This is a genomic window from Caulobacter sp. 602-1 (assembly GCF_003931565.1).
GTDB lineage: Bacteria > Pseudomonadota > Alphaproteobacteria > Caulobacterales > Caulobacteraceae > Caulobacter.
This window is the reverse complement of the sequence record NZ_RRYI01000002.1, coordinates 820170-836518: the sequence shown is the minus strand read 5'-3', so window position 1 is coordinate 836518 and position 16349 is coordinate 820170. Positions and strand designations below refer to the sequence as shown.

At 67.6% G+C, this 16349-nt stretch carries 15 protein-coding genes and 1 riboswitch; of the genes, 5 read left to right on the top strand and 10 right to left on the bottom strand.

Annotation, left to right across the window (positions count from 1 at the left end):
- Positions 1-56: 56 nt before the first annotated feature.
- The 5 genes from EIK80_RS08510 to thiC all read right to left on the bottom strand — a co-directional run bounded on the left by EIK80_RS08510 (position 57) and on the right by thiC (position 7965).
- Positions 57-2804, bottom strand: a complete 2748-nt coding sequence (locus EIK80_RS08510; RefSeq protein WP_125156525.1) for a TonB-dependent receptor plug domain-containing protein — start codon at positions 2802-2804, stop codon at positions 57-59.
- Between the two features lie 333 nt (positions 2805-3137).
- Entirely contained in the window at positions 3138-3491 is a 354-nt protein-coding gene (locus tag EIK80_RS08505) for a DUF1428 domain-containing protein (RefSeq protein ID WP_125156524.1), read from the bottom strand.
- A 39-nt stretch (positions 3492-3530) separates the two neighbouring features.
- Positions 3531-4925 (bottom strand): S41 family peptidase, encoded by a 1395-nt coding sequence (locus EIK80_RS08500; protein ID WP_125156523.1) that lies wholly within the window; start codon positions 4923-4925, stop codon positions 3531-3533.
- Positions 4926-4985: 60 nt separating this feature from the next.
- Positions 4986-6056, bottom strand: a complete 1071-nt coding sequence (locus tag EIK80_RS08495; RefSeq protein ID WP_125156522.1) for a hypothetical protein — start codon at positions 6054-6056, stop codon at positions 4986-4988.
- A gap of 70 nt (positions 6057-6126) precedes the next feature.
- The gene (gene thiC / locus EIK80_RS08490; protein WP_125156521.1) at positions 6127-7965 is read right to left on the bottom strand and encodes a phosphomethylpyrimidine synthase ThiC; all 1839 of its coding nucleotides are present in this window, start codon (positions 7963-7965) and stop codon (positions 6127-6129) included.
- A 71-nt stretch (positions 7966-8036) separates the two neighbouring features.
- Positions 8037-8142, bottom strand: a riboswitch (TPP riboswitch).
- A gap of 140 nt (positions 8143-8282) precedes the next feature.
- On the opposite strand from thiC, the gene EIK80_RS08485 reads away from it, so the two are divergent.
- On the top strand, positions 8283-9035 hold the full coding sequence (locus EIK80_RS08485; protein WP_125156520.1) for an alpha/beta hydrolase: 753 nt from the start codon (positions 8283-8285) through the stop codon (positions 9033-9035).
- Positions 9036-9103: 68 nt separating this feature from the next.
- Entirely contained in the window at positions 9104-9625 is a 522-nt protein-coding gene (locus EIK80_RS08480; RefSeq protein ID WP_125156519.1) for a RidA family protein, read from the top strand.
- Between the two features lie 3 nt (positions 9626-9628).
- On the opposite strand, the gene EIK80_RS08475 is transcribed toward EIK80_RS08480, so the two are convergent.
- The 3 genes from EIK80_RS08475 to EIK80_RS08465 are packed head-to-tail and all read right to left on the bottom strand — an operon-like array spanning position 9629 to position 11456.
- Positions 9629-10477: a neutral zinc metallopeptidase gene (locus tag EIK80_RS08475; protein WP_125156518.1), complete on the bottom strand. Its 849-nt coding sequence runs from the start codon at positions 10475-10477 to the stop codon at positions 9629-9631.
- Between the two features lie 11 nt (positions 10478-10488).
- Positions 10489-10854 carry a hypothetical protein gene (locus EIK80_RS08470; RefSeq protein ID WP_125156517.1) on the bottom strand — a complete coding sequence of 122 codons (366 nt, stop codon included), beginning with the start codon at positions 10852-10854 and terminating at the stop codon, positions 10489-10491.
- Between the two features lie 44 nt (positions 10855-10898).
- Entirely contained in the window at positions 10899-11456 is a 558-nt protein-coding gene (locus EIK80_RS08465; RefSeq protein WP_125156516.1) for a tetratricopeptide repeat protein, read from the bottom strand.
- A gap of 146 nt (positions 11457-11602) precedes the next feature.
- Here EIK80_RS08465 and EIK80_RS08460 point away from each other — a divergent pair, with 146 nt between their 5' ends.
- Both EIK80_RS08460 and EIK80_RS08455 read left to right on the top strand, forming a co-directional pair.
- On the top strand, positions 11603-12604 hold the full coding sequence (locus EIK80_RS08460) for a D-cysteine desulfhydrase (RefSeq protein ID WP_125156515.1): 1002 nt from the start codon (positions 11603-11605) through the stop codon (positions 12602-12604).
- Positions 12601-13293: an aspartate/glutamate racemase family protein gene (locus tag EIK80_RS08455; protein WP_125156514.1), complete on the top strand. Its 693-nt coding sequence runs from the start codon at positions 12601-12603 to the stop codon at positions 13291-13293. Before EIK80_RS08460 ends, EIK80_RS08455 begins: the two co-directional genes overlap by 4 nt.
- On the opposite strand, the gene EIK80_RS08450 is transcribed toward EIK80_RS08455, so the two are convergent.
- A complete protein-coding gene (locus tag EIK80_RS08450; RefSeq protein WP_125156513.1) occupies positions 13283-13465 on the bottom strand; it encodes a hypothetical protein in 183 nt (60 codons plus the stop codon). The genes EIK80_RS08455 and EIK80_RS08450 overlap by 11 nt on opposite strands.
- 627 nt (positions 13466-14092) lie before the next feature.
- Here EIK80_RS08450 and EIK80_RS08445 point away from each other — a divergent pair.
- Positions 14093-15730, top strand: a complete 1638-nt coding sequence (locus EIK80_RS08445) for a pectate lyase (RefSeq protein ID WP_125156512.1) — start codon at positions 14093-14095, stop codon at positions 15728-15730.
- Here the strand turns inward: EIK80_RS08445 and EIK80_RS08440 are convergent.
- On the bottom strand, positions 15727-16308 hold the full coding sequence (locus EIK80_RS08440) for an SRPBCC family protein (RefSeq protein ID WP_125156511.1): 582 nt from the start codon (positions 16306-16308) through the stop codon (positions 15727-15729). The genes EIK80_RS08445 and EIK80_RS08440 overlap by 4 nt on opposite strands.
- Between the last annotated feature and the right edge of the window lie 41 nt (positions 16309-16349).

The following is a 16349-nucleotide window of genomic DNA, read 5'->3' as shown; positions in this document are numbered from 1 at the left end:
CATTTTCCGACGAAGTGGATACCGGTTCGCCGTCAAAAAATGCGTCAAAACAAACCCTAGAGCAGCTTCCGGAAGCCCAGGCGCACCGTCCGGCCCAGCGGGTCCAGATAGTCGCGCTGGTAGGCCTGGGGCGTCGCGCCGCTCTGGTCATGCACCGACTGCTTGGAGTCGAACAGGTTCTCGAAGTTCAGCGACACCTGGGCCCCTTTCAGGATCGGGAACTTGTCGACCATCGGCTTGCGCGCGGGCGCGCCGAAATTGGCGAACAGGTTCACGCCCAGCGTCGCCAGGTCCGAGAAGTACAGGGCCTGGCCGCCGGTCGAGCCGCCGTCGACCCAGGTCGAGGCCTTCCAGGCGCCGTTGAAGCGGAAGCCCAGACCATCCTTGAAATAGCCGCCCTGGATCGAGACCTCGTGGCGCGCCTGGCCGTTGCGGGCGCTGATCGCCGCGCCGTCCAGCTGGTCCAGAACGGGCATCCCCTTGCGGACGGTGATCTCGTCGCTGAGGCGCCAGGTGTGATAGACCGACAACTGGAACAGGCCCTGGCCGGGACGCATCATGCCCGGGGGCGGGCCCATCATGCCGCCGCCGGGACCGCCGCCGCCGCCCGGCGGACCGCCAGGACCGCCGCCGCCCATGCGCATCATGCCGCCGCCGGGCGGGCCGCCGCCCGGGCCGCCGAAGCGCCCTCCGGGACCGCCAGCCGCGCCCGGCGTCGGCTTGCCGATCGCCTTGAACAGGTTGAAGCCCCAGCGGATGTTCTCGTTCTGCGCGCTGGCGAAGTTCACCGGCCGGGCGTCGATCGACAACAGGCGGCCCGAGGCGTCGCGCACGAAACGATCCGGGAAGGCGCGCTCCAGGTCCGGCGTGATCGCGGGGAAAGACGCGATCACGTTCTTGGTCTCGGCCCGGGTGTAGGTGGCGTTGAAGGTCAGCTCGATGCTGGTGAACGGCTTGTAGTTGACGCCGAACTTGCTCACCCGGCGGTTGTCGTTCAGCAGGTTGGCGTTGCCGCCGTCGGTGCGGCTGATGATCACGGTCTGGCCGGTCGTGAAGTCGAACACCGAGACGTTCGGCGTCACCACCAGAGGGTCGTTGATCTGGTTGGTCGTGGGCGCGCCCTCTTCGTCGGTGTAGCTGGCGATGAAGCTGATCGGCTTGATCGGCGACCAGTTGAAGCCGCCCCCCAGGGTGGTCAGCCCGCCCAGGTCCGACAGGTTGTCATAGCCGGCGTTGAAGTTGGCCGAGAGGTCGCCCAGCTTGGCCAGAACGTTGTTGCGCGTGCTGGTGATCGGCAGGTTGAAGCTGCTCTGGAAGCTCTCCGTCGTGCGGGTGATATCGCGCTTGGTGGTGACGCCCGAACGGACCGTCTCCGAGTTCAGGCCCTTGCTGTTGGCCCCGACCTTGAACGTCGTCTGCAGGCCGCCGGCCGGCAGCATGAAGAGATTGCCGTTCAACACCAGTTCGGCGCTGGCCGCGGTCGAGATCGAGTGGGCCGTGTCCGGAGCGACGGCCTTGTAGAGGCTGGGCGCGATCACGCCGAACGGATTGACGGTCGGATCGCCCGCCGCCACCGCCGTCTGGAACGCCGAGGCGTCTAGACCGCGACCGGTCTCGGTGTCGGTCTTGGTGCGGTCGAAGTCGCCGGTGACGTTCCAGCGCCAGTCCTTGATCCGGCCGTTGGCGGCCATGCTGACCTGGGTGCGCAGGGTGTCCACGTCGCGCGACAGGGCGCCCGGCGCGTCGATGTAGCGATAGCCGGTCACGGCCTGCGAGAACGGCGAGAACGGGCTTCCGGACGGCAGGGTGAAGTTCACGCCCGGCAGGCCCAGCAGGGCGTGGCTGCTCGTGTCTTCCAGATTGCCGCTGAGGGTCAGCTGGGTCTGCTTGTTGAGGTCGCGGCTGATCGAGCCCCGGAAGGTGCCCTTGTCGGACTTGGAGATCAGGGAGCGGCTGGCCGTCAGGTCGCCGGTATTGTAGCGGCCGGCCAGCGGACCGAAGTCGGCCAGCGGCGCGCGGCCGTTCACGGCCGAGTCCGGCACGCCCGCGAAGCTGGCGGGAATCGTCGGGTCGAGGGCCGCGCCGTTCAGGCTGGCGACATTACCGACCAGATCGAACGGCTGGCCGTTCGGCGAGCGGACGATGTTGCGGTCGGTTTCCAGCAGATAGGGGTCATGCGATAGCTGGACGTCGACGTTCCAGCGCTTATCGCCGTTGATGTTCACGCGGTTGCCGCCACCGCCGCCTGAAACCCGGCCGCCGTCGGTGGCGACCGTCGCCGCCGCCTGCATCTGCAGCGCGTTGTAGTTCTTCTTGAGGATGATGTTCACGACCCGCTGGTCGGCCTTGTAGCCGTAGCTCAGCGCCACCTCCTCCGGAAGTATCTGGAATCTCTCGATGGCCTCGGGCGGGATGCCCTGGATCTCCTGGAAGCCCGAGATACGACGGCCATTGATCAGCAGCACCGGTCCGCCGCTGTCGCGGCCGCGCGTGCTGGTGGTCTGGGGCGTCAGCATGGTGAGCAGTTCGCCGATGCTGGTGGCGCCGAAGCTCTTGATCTCTTCCTCGTTCAGCTCGAGTTCGGGCTCGATATTGCCCTCGACCTTGCCGCGCGGGTCGGCCTGGACGACCAGACCCTCGACCTCGTTGGGACCGTCGTCCTTGACCTGCGGCTTCTTCGGGTCGGTGTCGGCGACCGCCTCGGCCGGCGACGAGACGGGGATCGCCGGCGCGGCCGAGGCCGCGGTCGCCGGGTCGAACGCGGCCAAGGCCAGCCCATACAGGAGGATGGTCGAAAGGGTCATCAGGCCCACGAGAAACACGAGTGACAGGAACGTCGACGCTCGGTCGCGCCAACGCTGGGTTGTCGCTCCTTACGGGGGTGCGCCCCCCTCCGCAACGCCCCCCGGCGTTAAGAAAAAGCAATGCGCTATAAAGCGCACACTCGTGTGTCTTTCGGCGCTCAAAGAGCGTTCACGCATTGAAATATCGTCACATTTTCGACGGCCACGTGTTGCACATCGAAACGATGTTGCAGCTTGGCAATAAACCGCCCCCCCCTGTCGCAGGCGTCTTCCTCGCGCGGTTTCGAAGCGTCGCCTGGCGGCGTATCCGCGCGAGTTTGCAATCCTAACGGGTTACCCTTCCAGGAAACTCTCGAAGCCGCCATAGATCATTCGCTTGCCGTCGAACGGCATGTTGGCCATGCCCGCCTTCAGGCGCTCGTCGGACATGACCTTGGCGTTGATCTCATCTCGACTGGCGCGATCCTTGTAGGTGATCCACGAGAAGATCACGATCTCGTCTTCCTTGGCCTGGACGGCGCGCGGGAACGAGGTCAGCTCGCCATAGGGCACGTCGTCGCCGATGCACTCGACATACGACAGCGCGCCATGCTCCATCCAGACCTCGGCCCCGAGCCGGGCCATGGCCTTGTAATCGTCCAGCTTATCCTTGGGCACGGCGAGCACGAAACCATCGACATAGGCCATGATGTTCTCCCTTGGTCGTCGTTGACGGGACAAGGACGCTCAGCGGCTTCCCGTTCCGACACTCCCGTCGCGAATTTTCGTGATCAGGCCGGCGATCGCCTTGGCGTGGCCGCCGGAAAGATCCGAGTCCGGAAAGATCGCCATCGGCACGTCGGGAACGAGCCCCCTGCCCTCCAGGTCCTGGCCTTCGGGTCCCTTGTAGAGCTCGGCCGGCAGCGCCATCGTCCAGCCGTTTGGCAGCGGCTTGGGCAACTGGTCGGAGAACGCGCCGCGGGTCGCCCCGCCCACCTGGGTGACATTGGGCAGGGCCTTCATCATCAGGGTGAACGTCTCGCCGGCGCTGACGGTGATGTCGCTGGTGACCAGATAGACCGGCCCGGTGAAGCCGGCCGCGCTGGCGGGCTCGACCTTGACCGGCTGCGGCGGCGCCTTGGCCCCGACCGGGACCTTGGCGTAGGCCGCGCGCGGTTGGGCGGCAAAGCGAGCGGCGATCCGCTGGCCGATGGTGTCGTAGCCGCCGCGGTTGTTGCTGACGTCGACGATGACCGCCTTGGCCCCGGCGAAAGCGGCCATGGCCTCGTCGAGCACGGGATCCAAAGGCCGGGGATCGTCCGGCGCGGCGTTGCGGGCGAAGGCGCCCATGGTGACAATGTTCATATAGCCGATGTCGTCGACCCGGCCCCAGAAGACGCGGTTGTTGGCCGCCTGTCGCCCGCGCCCTTGCAGGATCCCCGTCAGGATCCCCTCGCGATAGGCCTGCAGCCACGCCTTCTCGTCGCCCTGCGGATCGGCGGCGTGGACACGGTTCAGGGTCGGAGACTCGCCGGGCTCCAGGTCGCGCCGGGAACCGGCGACCATGCCGTGCAGCTCGACATGCGGGTCGTCGAGGCCGGCCATCAGGCCCGAGAGCGCCGTCCACAGCTGGGCGTCGGTGGCGCTGGGACCGACCTGGGCCAGGGCGGCGACTTTGCGCGCCGGCCAGTCCAGCCCGCGCTCGGCCGAACGCGGGTAGTAGGCGGCGAAGGTGTCGGCGGCGAAGGCGACGATGCGGTCCGGCGTCCAGGCCGCCGCCGCGATGCAGGGCGTTGGCAGGTTGGGCAGCTTGTCGAACAGGTAGCGCGTGCCGTCCTGACTGCCGGTCAGGGTGATCGTCCCCTGCCCCTCGGCGCGCCAGAGGGACAAGACCCCGTCGGGATCGGGTTCCCGGCGCGGGTCCGGATAGCAGGCCTCGCCAGCGGTCTGGAACAGTTGGGCGCCGTCGGGACCGAACAGCACGATCCAGCCGTAGCCGCGCGACTTCCAGGCGCCGCGCAGCTCGGCCGCCACGGGCGCGCCCTTGGGCTGCACCGGCCAGAACGGACTTTCGGCGAGCGCCGGCGCGGCGAAGGCAAGAACGGCGGCGGCGGCGGCGGCCAGAAGACTCAAGCGTTTCATGGGCGCGACGGTGGAGGCGTCTCCGCCGCCGCGCCAGTGAAATCGCCGCGACGCCCGACGCTAGCGGAGCAGAACGGCCTGAGGGCCGCGGCGCAGGGAGCGCGGCAATTCGGGTCCATAGCCGAAGCGGACGACGAGATCGGGGCGTTTGGCCGGCTCACCCAGCCATGCGGCCATCCGGCGGCGCGTCGCCGGATCCTCGACCGGCTGATTGAGGAAGGCCAGCTTCAAGCCCGCGGCGGTCGCCGTCAGCGCGAACCGGGTGAAGGCACGCCCCACGGCGATCCAGCTGGCGGGCGTCTCGGCCGGACCGGTGAAGATCGCCGCGCCCGCCGAGCTCCTCATCCAGCCGGCGAGGCGATCGGCCTCGCCGTTCTTCGTCATGACCATGGGCAAAAGCCGCTCGCCCAGCCAGCGTGGCGCCGTGATGTTGCCGGAAGCGGCCGTGAACAGGCCGTCACGTCGCGCCAAGGCTTCTCCGGCGTCGAAACGGATCCAGTCGGTAAGTTCGCGCATGAAGGCGGGATTGGCGAGCTGAGCGCTGTTCCCGGCGACGATCATGTCCGTCAGGCGAGCCCGCGCGTCAGGCTCCAGCACCCATCGAAGCCCCACGTCCTGTCCAATGGCGGCTTCAAGCCGACGGAGCGTGGCCGCGTCCACCGGTCTTCCGTCGTACTTGGTCCGCGTCGACGCGCGACGGGGTATGGCCTGGAACAGGGCGTCGGGACGCGCCTGCGCGCTGGAGAAGGTCACACGGACGCCGCCTCCCGGCAGAAGCTCCGGCTCGCCCGCCCAGCCATAGCCGAGCCCTGCCCGCAGCAGGGTCTCCAAGGCGCAGCCGAGACTGACGAACAGGTGATGGTCGTCCGGATCCACCACCGGGGTCCGTCGCGAAAAGTTCGGCAGGATCTCAATCGCGCGGGGCTCGATTCGAAAGCGCCAGGGCTGGGTGTTGTGCCCGTTCGCGGCCAGCGTCGCGGCACGGATCAGGGCGATCATCGGAACGCCGCCGCCGCCCAGGTCCGGCAGCCGCCAGAGGTCCCGGACCGCGCGGTCGTAAGGGCTTTCACCGCCGGAACAACCCGCGACCAGCAGCGGCATGGCGGCGATCAGGGCGCGACGGGTGGGCATGGCGGCGGCTCCGAAAGCCCAAGCTGTAGCCGCCGCCTCTTGCCTCACCTTGCGGTGGGTCAAACCCGCCCTATTCGGTCTTCAGATAGATCTCCGAGCCCCGTTCCTTGAACTTCTCGCTCATCTCGGCCATCCCGAGCGCCGCGTCGTTTGGCGCGATGCCGGCCGCGAAGTCACGGACCTCGTGGCTGATCTTCATCGAGCAGAACTTGGGACCGCACATCGAGCAGAAGTGGGCGGTCTTGTGCGCCTCCTTCGGCAAGGTCTCGTCGTGGAACTTGCGCGCCGTTTCCGGATCGAGCCCCAAGTTGAACTGGTCCTCCCAGCGGAACTCGAAGCGCGCGCGGCTGATGGCGTCGTCCCACATGGCCGCGCCCGGGTGGCCCTTGGCGAGGTCGGCGGCGTGGGCGGCCAGCTTGTAGGTGATGACGCCGGTCTTGACGTCGTCGCGGTCCGGCAGGCCGAGGTGCTCCTTGGGCGTGACGTAGCAGAGCATCGCCGTACCGAACCAGCCGATCATCGCCGCCCCGATCGCCGAGGTGATGTGGTCGTAGCCAGGCGCGATGTCCGTCGTCAACGGACCGAGGGTGTAGAACGGGGCCTCGTGGCAGTGCTTCAGCTGCTCGTCCATGTTGGCCTTGATCTTGTGCATGGCCACGTGGCCCGGCCCTTCGATCATCACCTGGACGCCGTGCTTCCAGGCCACCTTGGTCAGTTCGCCCAGGGTGCGCAGTTCCGAGAACTGGGCCTCGTCATTGGCGTCGGCGGTCGAACCCGGGCGCAGGCCGTCGCCGAGGCTGAACGACACGTCGTAGGCGCGCATGATCTCGCAGATGTCCTCGAAGCGCTCGTAGAGGAAGTTCTCCTTGTGGTGGGCCAGGCACCACTTGGCCATGATCGAGCCGCCGCGGCTGACGATGCCGGTGACGCGCTTGGCGGTCATCGGGATGAACGGCAGGCGCACCCCGGCATGGATGGTGAAGTAGTCGACGCCCTGCTCGCACTGCTCGATCAGGGTGTCGCGGAAGACCTCCCAGTTCAGGTCCTCGGCCACGCCGTTGACCTTTTCCAAGGCCTGGTAGATCGGCACCGTGCCGATGGGCACGCTGCTGTTGCGGATGATCCAGTCGCGGATGTTGTGGATGTTGCGGCCGGTCGACAGGTCCATGACCGTGTCGGCGCCCCAGCGCGTGGCCCAGACCAGCTTGTCAACCTCGTCGGCGACGGTCGAGAGCACCGCCGAGTTGCCGATGTTGGCGTTGATCTTGACCAGGAAGTTGCGGCCGATCGCCATCGGCTCCAGCTCGCCGTGGTTGATGTTGGCCGGGATGATGGCGCGGCCGCGGGCGATTTCCTGGCGCACGAACTCGGGGGTCACAAAGTCCGGGATCGAGGCGCCAAAGTCCTCGCCGTCGCGCACGCACGGGCGGTCCTGCTCGCGGCGCAGGTTCTCGCGGATGGCGACATATTCCATCTCGGCCGTGATGATCCCGGCGCGGGCGTATTCCAGTTGGGTGACCAGCTTGCCGGGCTTGGCGCGGTAGATCGGACGGCTGTTGTCCGGGAATTCGGGGGCCAGATGCTTGCCCTGGGCGAAGCCGTTGTCCTCGGGCTTCACCTGGCGGGGATTGGAGACCAGCTCGACGTCACCGCGCGCCACGACCAGGGGCTCGCGCGTGCGCGGCAGCCCCTTCTCGATGTCGATGGCGACAGTCGGGTCGCTATAAGGACCAGACGGGTCGTAGATGGTCACCGGCGGTTCGTTGGCCGACGGGTGGACAGCCACCTCGCGGAACGGCACGCGGATGTCGGGGAACAGCTGGCCGGCCTGGTAGACCTTGCGCGAGCCGGGGATCGGGCCGGTCGAGATGGCTTCGGCCACGGATTTGATGGTGGTCTGGATGTTCATTTCGGGCGCTCCTTCGGCTTCGAGGAGACCCGGACGTGCGCGCTTGAGTCGGTTTACGGACGGACGAAAAGCCCTGATCCGCGTTCCCTCCCTTCGCCGGCATGACCCGGATCAGGTTCTACGGGTCAGGGCCAGAGCCCAATCTCAGCCGCGCGAGCGACCCCCCGGTGAACAACGGCCCGACACTAGGCGCGTTGACGCCAAGGTCAAGCGTCGCGCGCCCTGGCGATCACGAAGTCGTCAACCTCGTTACCCTTGGCCTTGCCGGCGCGAATGGAGCGTGACCGCCTCTGGTCACCACCGCCGAGGGCATACTCATGAACGCCATCCCCAATCGCCGCGCCGTCCTACTGGGCGCGCTCGCCGCAGGCCTCGCCACGCCGGCCCTGGCTCGAACACCGGCGAAAAACATTGTTCTGGTTCACGGAGCCTGGGCCGATGGCTCGTGCTGGAACGAGGTGATCCCTTCGCTACAGGCCAAGGGCTTCAACGTCACGGCGGTGCAGAACCCCCTCACTTCGCTGGCCGACGACGTGGCGGCCACCCGGCGGGTCCTCGCGCGGCAGGACGGCCCGACCGTGCTGGTCGGCCACTCGTGGGGCGGCGTGCCGATCACCGAGGCCGGCGTCGACCCCAAGGTCACGGCCCTGGTCTATGTCGCCGCCCGCGCGCCAGACGCCGGCGAGGACTTCAACGCCCTGGCTGCGACCTATCCGACCATGCCGGTGCGGGCCGGAGTCGTGACGACCGACGGCTATTCATGGCTGACCCAGGACGCCTTCGTCCGCTTTTTCGCCGGCGACGTCGAACCGGCCCGCGCCCTGGCGCTCTTCGCGACCCAGCAGCCGATCGCCGCCAACCTGTTCGCCGGCCGGACCACCGTGGCGGCCTGGCGCGACAAGCCCAGCTTCTACGCCGTCTCGGCCAACGACCAGACGACCAGCCCGGACCTCGAGCGGTTCCTGGCCAAGCGCATGAAAGCGACGACCATCGAGCTGCCGTCCAGCCACGTGTCGATGATCTCGCATCCCAAGGCGATCGTGGATCTGATCATCCGCGCCGCCGGGTGACGGTTAATTCACTTGCGGCCGGCGGCCGGTCACGCGATCCGGAGACCCGCGTTCCATGGAGATCCCCCATGACCTTCCGCCGCCTGGCCTTGCCCATCCTCTGCGCCCTGATCGCCACGCCCGCCCTGGCGCAGGAGACCTATCCCAAGACGATCCCGTCCTCGGGCGGCGAGGTGATCATCCCGTCCGAACGTCACCAGAAGTCCTATGACGAGTTCAAGTACGCCCCCGCCCGCCGGGCCGGCGACATGCTCTACGTCTCGGGCGCGGTCGCCGGGCGCGCCAAGGACGAGGGCACGGACCCGGAGTCGTTCAAGCGGCAGGTCCGCCGCGCCTTCGTCGCCCTGGACAACACGTTGAAGGCCTCGGGCGCCACCTTCGACGACGTGGTGATGATCAACAGCTTCCACGTCTGGGAGGGGCCCGATCAGCCCGCCCCGCGATGGGAGCAGCTGGCCATGATCAACGCCGTCAAAAGCGAGTTCATCAAGGGTCCAAACCCGGCCTGGACCGCCGTCGGGACCAGCGGTCTGCTGCCCGCCGGCGGGATCGTCGAGATCCAGCTGATCGCCTACGCCCCGAAGAAGTAGGCCTTAAAGCCGGCTGGCCGAGAAGGTGTCGCAGGCCGACGGATCGCCCTGGTCGTAGCCGCGCGTGAACCAGCGCATCCGCTGGGCGCTGCTGCCGTGGGTGAAGCTGTCGGGCACGACTTGGCCTTGGGTCTGCTTCTGGATGGTGTCGTCGCCCACCGCGGCGGCGGCGCCCAGGCCGTCCTGGATGTCGGCGCGGTTGATGACGATCTTGCCGCCCGAGGCCTCGCCCGCGTGGGCCGCCCAGACGCCGGCATAGCAGTCGGCCTGCAGTTCGAGCCTTACCGAGCCGCTCTCTTCGCCCCGCGCGCCCAGGCGGCGGGCCTGCTGGTCCGCGCCCAGCAGGTGCTGCACGTGGTGGCCGATCTCGTGGCTGACGACATAGGCGCGCGCGAACTCGCCCTTCGCCCCGAAGCGGCCTTCCAGTTCCTGCCAGAACGACAGGTCCAGATAGACCTTCTGGTCGGCCGGACAATAGAACGGCCCCATGGCCGACTGGCCCGTGCCGCAGCCCGTGCCGGTGGCCTGGTTATAGAGCACGATGGCCTCGGGCGGCCGGTAGTCGACGCCCTCGTTGCGGAAGATCGGTGTCCAGACCTCGCGGTTCGATGTCTCTATCACATCGATGAACTGGCCCTCGCGATCAGACACCTGGCCGCGCGTCCCCTCCTGTTGGGCGGGTTGCTGCAGGCCCTGCGTCGCTTCCATGGTGGTGCGCGGATCGATACCGAACACGAAATAGCCGATGGCGGCCAGCACCACCGCGCCGATGCCGCCGCCAGCGATGCCGACAGGCCCCAGACCGCGCCGATCCTCGATATTGCCGGACCGACGTCCGCCTTCCCACTCCATGCCGTCCTCGCTCAGTTCGGTTGGCTGGCGGGCTTGATCGCCCGCATGCGCGCATTGCTCTGGTCCAGAGCGTCCTGCGTCAAGCGTTCCATGCGGCTGATCGAAGCTGAAAGCTCCGCGTCACGGCGCGCGGCGTCGTCGCGCGGCGGGAGGGTCCCGCTTCGCTGATCGTTGAGGTCGCGCAGGATCACCTGGGTCCTGGCCCGCTCGTTGGCGTTCGAAGCGTCGATCTGGTTCGACAGCATGTCGCGCCGCACGTCGTCGACCGCTTGCGCGGCGGCGTTGCGCGCCTGGATGTCGCGCAGGGTCGTCTGGGCCTGGGCCGCGCCGCCCAGCGCCGCCAAGCCTATCGTGAGCCAAAGAACCGTGCGCGTCATCGGGATGCTCCTACAAACGGGGCGAGCCGACGACGCGCCGCGCGTCAGGGCCGCTTGACCGTGAAACGCGCGAGTTCGGTCTTCGGCGCCGGCCAATCGGGCTTCAACTGGGCCGCTCGCGAATAGTCATTATAGGCCGCGGTCAGGTCGCCGAGCCCTTCATTGGCCAGGCCGCGATTGAAGAAGGCCTTTTCCGGCGCCCTTACGCCCATGGAAAGGCCCTTGTCGATCTGTTCCACGCCCTCGCGATAGCGCTCCTCGCCGACGAAGGTCGCCCCGCGGTTCACATAGGCCTCGCCCAGGTTCGGATCGATGGCCGAGGCCTGGTCGAAGTCGGCGCGAGCGGCGTCGAACTGACGCTGGCGCATCTGCAGGACGCCGCGGTTCACATAGGTCCGGGCGCGATCGCGGAAGCTCAAAGTCTCGACCTCAAGGGCGGTGGTGCAGGCCAGGACGGCGCGGTTGTCCGTGCGGCCCTTTTCCGCCGCGTCGGAGCATTCCTGGGCGGAACCGCCGCCGATGATCAGGTTCGAAGCGCCAGCGGCTCCGGCGGCGGCCAGCATGGCCGTAGCGCAGAGGGCGGCGACAGGGATCGCTCGCATATGTCTTCCTCCCATCGGGCCGGTCTCTCTGGCCGGCCGCTTATGCGGCGATCATAGCACCGTCGCGCGGCGGCTCGAAGCGGCGCCATCGCATCGGGGGCGGGTCGTGCTAACAGAGGCGGCGACTCCGTCAGGGACTTCCGCTCATGCACCTCGCCCGCTTCCCCCGCGCCCGCTTCGCCCACCTGCCGACCCCGCTGGAGCCGCTGCCCCGCCTGGGCGCGGCGCTCGGGATCGACCTCTGGGTCAAGCGCGACGACTGCACCGGCCTGGCTGGCGGCGGCAACAAGACCCGCAAGCTGGAGTTCCTGCTCGGCGAGGCCCTAGCCCAGGGCGCCGACACGCTGGTCACGCAAGGCGCGGTGCAGTCCAACCACGTGCGCCAGACCATCGCCGCTGGCGCCCGCTTTGGCCTCAGGACCGAAGTGATCCTGGAAGAACGCACCGGCTCCAAGGCCAGCGACTACATGGGCAACGGCAATGTCCTGCTCGACAAGCTGCTGGGCGCGGCGATCCGCTACGTGCCCGGCGGCGCGGACATGGTCGCCGAGCTGGAAGCCACCGCCGACAGCGTCCGCCAGCGCGGCGGCAAGCCCTATGTCATCCCGGGTGGCGGCTCGAATACGGTCGGCGCGCTGGGCTATGTCGACTGCGCCCGTGAACTGGTGGTCCAGGCCGACGGGATGGACCTGAAGATCGACCGCCTGGTCACGGCGACCGGCAGCGCCGGCACCCACGCGGGCCTGGTGGCGGGCTTCGCGGCCCTGTCGGTCGACATCCCGATCCTGGGCTTCGGCGTGCGCGCCCCCAAGCCCAAGCAGGAGGAGAACGTCTTCAACTTGGCGCTCGCCACCGCCGAGAAGATCGGCGCGGCCGGCCGCGTCAATCGCGAGATGGTCGTGGCCGACTGCGACTATGTAGGCGAGGGCTATGGCCTGGTCGATCAGGGCGTGATCGACGCCCTGGCCCTGGCGGCTCGGACCGAGGGCCTGCTGTTCGATCCGGTCTATTCGGGCAAGGCGCTGAAAGGCCTGATCGACCAGGCCGCCAAAGGCGCGTTCAAGAACGAGCGGGTGGTGTTCCTGCACACCGGCGGCGCCCAGGGCCTGTTCGGCTATCAGTCCGTGCTGGAGCCCGCCCTCCGATGAGCAAGAGTCCCCAGAGCAAGGTCTTGGGGGTGCTGGGCGGCATGGGCCCGGCGGCGACCCTGGACTTCCTCGCCAAGCTGCAGGCCGCCACGCCGGTCAAGCGCGAGCAGGACCACCTACGGGTGCTGGTCGACATCAATCCCAAGGTGCCGGACCGCAATGTCAGCGCCTCGGACCCCGGCCCCGTGCTGGCCGCCATGGCGGCGGGCCTGCGCGACGGCGGGGCCCAGGTGCTGGCCATCGCCTGCAACACCGCCCATGCCTATGCAGACGCGGTTCGCGCCTCGGGTCTGCCGCTGGTCGACATGCTGGAGACGGCGGGCCTGGCCGCCCAGGCCAAGGGCGCCGGCGTCGTCGGCGTGCTGGGCACCGGTCTGGCGCTCGGCCTCTATCGCGACCGCTTCTCGCATATGGGCCTGGAGGTGGTGATGCTGGACGACCACGAGCAGGTCGAGTTCATGGCCCTGCTCTATCGCATCAAGCAGGGCCACGTCGGCCCGGACTCGCGCGAGACCATGGCCGCCCTTGCCCACCGCCTGGTCGGCAAGGGCGCGCAGAGCGTGGTGGCGGGCTGTACGGAAGTGCCGCTGGTGCTGAGCGCGGCCGACCTGTCGGTTCCCTTCCTCGATGCGACGGAAGAGTTGGCCAAGCGCTGCGTGGCGGTCTGCCTCGAGGATATTAGCGCATAATCGAGGGCTGGCCGTCTTCGCGCGAGGCTTCGAACAGCCCCAGGAGGGCCGCCGCGCCGCGCGAAGCCTGGGCCATGCGCAGCAGCGCCGCCCGGACATGAGCAGTCTCGGCGATCTCGGCTTGTCGCTCGAGACGCTCGGCTTCGCTGAGATGATCGTTGCTGTTCCCCATGGGGCGAACATTTACAGGACATGAACAGAGCCACCATGCGACCGCTGGACGCACACCGTTCATTAACCATCGTTTTGCGTGCGCCCAATTGTCACAGAATGTTAAATTCGCAAGCATGACGCGCGAATGAAAACACCCCCGGACTTGGAAGGTCCGGGGGTGTCGTCCTGTTCCCCAACAGGACGGCGTCGGCCGCGCTGACATCGAGCGCAGCGGCGTCGCCTCGTAAACTGGCGCCATTGCTTTCGCCGAACGCGGATCCTTAGGCAACGCGTCGACCTGTCGCAGGCCCCATTTCGGGGACGCTACGGGGCTTGAAATCCTTTGCACAAAAGGGGTTTGAGCCGGGCCGCGGCGCACTGACGCGGCCATCCCAGAATGAGAGAACTCGTCGCAAAAAGTGGGTAGCCAAAAGCTATGACACCGGTAGCATGTTAACTGAAACCGTTGCATCAGACGACGGAGCCATCATGGCCGGGAGAAACGCCAAAAGCCGTCTAGCGCGACAGTCGAAAATGGATGCCGATTTCGGCGCCTATCACGCTCCAGGCTTTGAGATGGAACCTGTCCAAACAGGCTCTAGCGGCTTTCCGATCGTCGACGGCTCCGCCTCATCCGGAGTCCCGCATGCCGCTCTCCCCCCTCTCCCGTCGCCGCCTGATGGCCACCACGGCCGCCGCCTTCGCCGCCGCGGGCCTGCCGCTGAAGGCCCTGGCCGCGCCGACCAAGGCGGACGCCTTGGGGACCATGAAGAAGGCGGCCAGGTTCATGGTCGAGAAGGCCGCCTACAAGGGCGGCTATGTCTGGTCCTACTCGGCCGACCTGTCGCGTCGCTGGGGCGAGATGGAAGCCTTTCCGACGATGATCTGGGTGCAGCCGCCCGGCACCGGCACGGTCGGTCACCTGTTCCTCGACGCCTATCACGCCACCCGGGACGAATATTACTACGACGCCGCCCGCAAGGCCGCCGACGCCCTGATCGCTATCCAGAACCCGGCCGGCGGCTGGAACTATATCGGCGACTTCGCCGGCGAGGCCTCGCTGAAGCGGTGGTACGACACGATCGGCAAGAACGGCTGGCGCCTCGAGGAATTCCAGCACTACTACGGCAACTGCACCTTCGACGACGAAGGCACTGCCGAGTGCTGCAAGTTCATGCTGCGCATGTACGTCGAAAAGAAGGATCCGAAGTACAAGGCCGCCTTCGAGAAGGCCCTGAAGTTCGTGCTGGAGAGCCAGTATCCCGTCGGCGGCTGGCCGCAGCGCTATCCGCTGAAGAACGAGTTCCACCACCACGGCAACCCGGACTACACCAGCTTCATCACTTTCAATGACGATGTGATCGGCGAGAACATCGAGTTCCTGATCATGGTCTACCAGGCCCTGGGCGATAAGAGCGTCCTGGAGCCGATCCGCCGCGCCATGGACTGCTACATCGCCTGCCAACAGCCACAGCCGCAACCGGCCTGGGGCCTGCAGCACACCGTAGCCGACCTGAAGCCGGCCGGCGCCCGCACCTACGAGCCCAAGGCGTTCGCCACCCACGCCACGGCCAGCTGCCTGTCGCAGATGATGACCTTCTACCAGCTGACCGGCGACCCGAAGTACCTGACCCGGGTGCCCGAGGCCTTGGACTGGTTGGACTCCGTGCGACTGCCCGACGACGTCATGCCCGGCAAGCCGCGCTATCCGACCTTCATCCAGATCGGCAACGGCCGACCGCTGTACGTGCATCGCGCCGGCTCGAACGTGGTCAGCGGCCGTTACTTCACCGACGAGAACCCGCACAACACGGTCACCCACTACTCGTCGTTCCGGAACGTGGATGTGAAGGGCCTGCGCGCCCGCTACCAGACGCTGAAAGCCACGCCGCCGGAAGAGGCCAGCAAGCACTCGCCGCTGAAGGGCCAGCGTCCGCTGCCCAAATACTTCATGGTCAAGGACATCTCGGTCGAGGACCTGTCGGTCGGCGGCGACCTGTCCAGCTCCGCCCCCAAGGCCGTGTCGGCCGACGCCGACAAGGTCGCCAAGCTGACCGTGGAGCTCAACGCCGAAGGCTGGTGGCCCACGCCCCTGACCTCGACCAGCCACCCCTATGCCGGCGAGCCTCCGGCCGAGCCGACGCCGGGCGACTTCTCGGAGACCAAGGTCGGCGACAAGTACGATACCTCGCCCTATCCCGATCCGAACCCGAAGATCGGCGTCTCGACCGCCGCGTTCATCGCCAACATGGCCACGCTGATCAAATATGTCGACGTCGCCTAACCCTGCTCGCAGGCGCGCCGGAGGTTCATCAGGACCTTCGGCGTGTCCTTGCGCAGCGCCTCGCGCATCATGGCCTTGGGGACGGGCCAGTCGACCGCCAGGCGGTTGTCGTAGAACACCCGCGTGCCGCGCCCACCGTCCAGCGGCTGCAGCCGCCACTCGCCTTGCTCGACCTTCAGGTCCCCCTCCACGAGGTGGAAGCGGATCCGGCTGACCGGCTCGTAGTCGGAGCGGAACACGATCCGCATCCCCGGAAAGACGAAGGTGCGACGCGTGACGTGCTCGCGGATGTCCCAGCCCCTGCGTTGGTCGCCCGAGACGATGCGACAGCTGGCCAGGTTGGTGATCATCCGCCCCGCCGTGGCGCAGTCGGTCATGATCGCCCAGACCCTCTCGGGCGTCGCGGCGATGTCGATCACCGCCCGCACGCGCCCTGAAACGCCGTCGGGATCAGGCGTCACCTCTGCATGGGCCTCCCCCTTGGCGAGGGCCGCCTGGGCCTTGGCCGTCAGTTCGAAAGCGTGGGCGGAACCGCTCAGGGCCCACGCCATCCCCGCCATCACCATCCATCGCCGCATGTGTCCGCTCCTTGCCTGGAGCAGCTACGTCCGCGGCGGGC

What these genes read in the sequence shown, in the direction of transcription:
- EIK80_RS08450 (WP_125156513.1), bottom strand. Translation starts at nt 13,465, where the DNA reads ATGGGGAACAGCAACGATCATCTCAGCGAAGCCGAGCGTCTCGAGCGA.
- EIK80_RS08495 (WP_125156522.1), bottom strand. Translation starts at nt 6,056, where the DNA reads ATGCCCACCCGTCGCGCCCTGATCGCCGCCATGCCGCTGCTGGTCGCG.
- EIK80_RS08510 (WP_125156525.1), bottom strand. Translation starts at nt 2,804, where the DNA reads ATGACCCTTTCGACCATCCTCCTGTATGGGCTGGCCTTGGCCGCGTTC.
- EIK80_RS08475 (WP_125156518.1), bottom strand. Translation starts at nt 10,477, where the DNA reads ATGGAGTGGGAAGGCGGACGTCGGTCCGGCAATATCGAGGATCGGCGC.
- EIK80_RS08505 (WP_125156524.1), bottom strand. Translation starts at nt 3,491, where the DNA reads ATGGCCTATGTCGATGGTTTCGTGCTCGCCGTGCCCAAGGATAAGCTG.
- thiC (WP_125156521.1), bottom strand. Translation starts at nt 7,965, where the DNA reads ATGAACATCCAGACCACCATCAAATCCGTGGCCGAAGCCATCTCGACC.
- EIK80_RS08480 (WP_125156519.1), top strand. Translation starts at nt 9,104, where the DNA reads ATGACCTTCCGCCGCCTGGCCTTGCCCATCCTCTGCGCCCTGATCGCC.
- EIK80_RS08445 (WP_125156512.1), top strand. Translation starts at nt 14,093, where the DNA reads ATGCCGCTCTCCCCCCTCTCCCGTCGCCGCCTGATGGCCACCACGGCC.
- EIK80_RS08465 (WP_125156516.1), bottom strand. Translation starts at nt 11,456, where the DNA reads ATGCGAGCGATCCCTGTCGCCGCCCTCTGCGCTACGGCCATGCTGGCC.
- EIK80_RS08455 (WP_125156514.1), top strand. Translation starts at nt 12,601, where the DNA reads ATGAGCAAGAGTCCCCAGAGCAAGGTCTTGGGGGTGCTGGGCGGCATG.
- EIK80_RS08440 (WP_125156511.1), bottom strand. Translation starts at nt 16,308, where the DNA reads ATGCGGCGATGGATGGTGATGGCGGGGATGGCGTGGGCCCTGAGCGGT.
- EIK80_RS08470 (WP_125156517.1), bottom strand. Translation starts at nt 10,854, where the DNA reads ATGACGCGCACGGTTCTTTGGCTCACGATAGGCTTGGCGGCGCTGGGC.
- EIK80_RS08460 (WP_125156515.1), top strand. Translation starts at nt 11,603, where the DNA reads ATGCACCTCGCCCGCTTCCCCCGCGCCCGCTTCGCCCACCTGCCGACC.
- EIK80_RS08485 (WP_125156520.1), top strand. Translation starts at nt 8,283, where the DNA reads ATGAACGCCATCCCCAATCGCCGCGCCGTCCTACTGGGCGCGCTCGCC.
- EIK80_RS08500 (WP_125156523.1), bottom strand. Translation starts at nt 4,925, where the DNA reads ATGAAACGCTTGAGTCTTCTGGCCGCCGCCGCCGCCGCCGTTCTTGCC.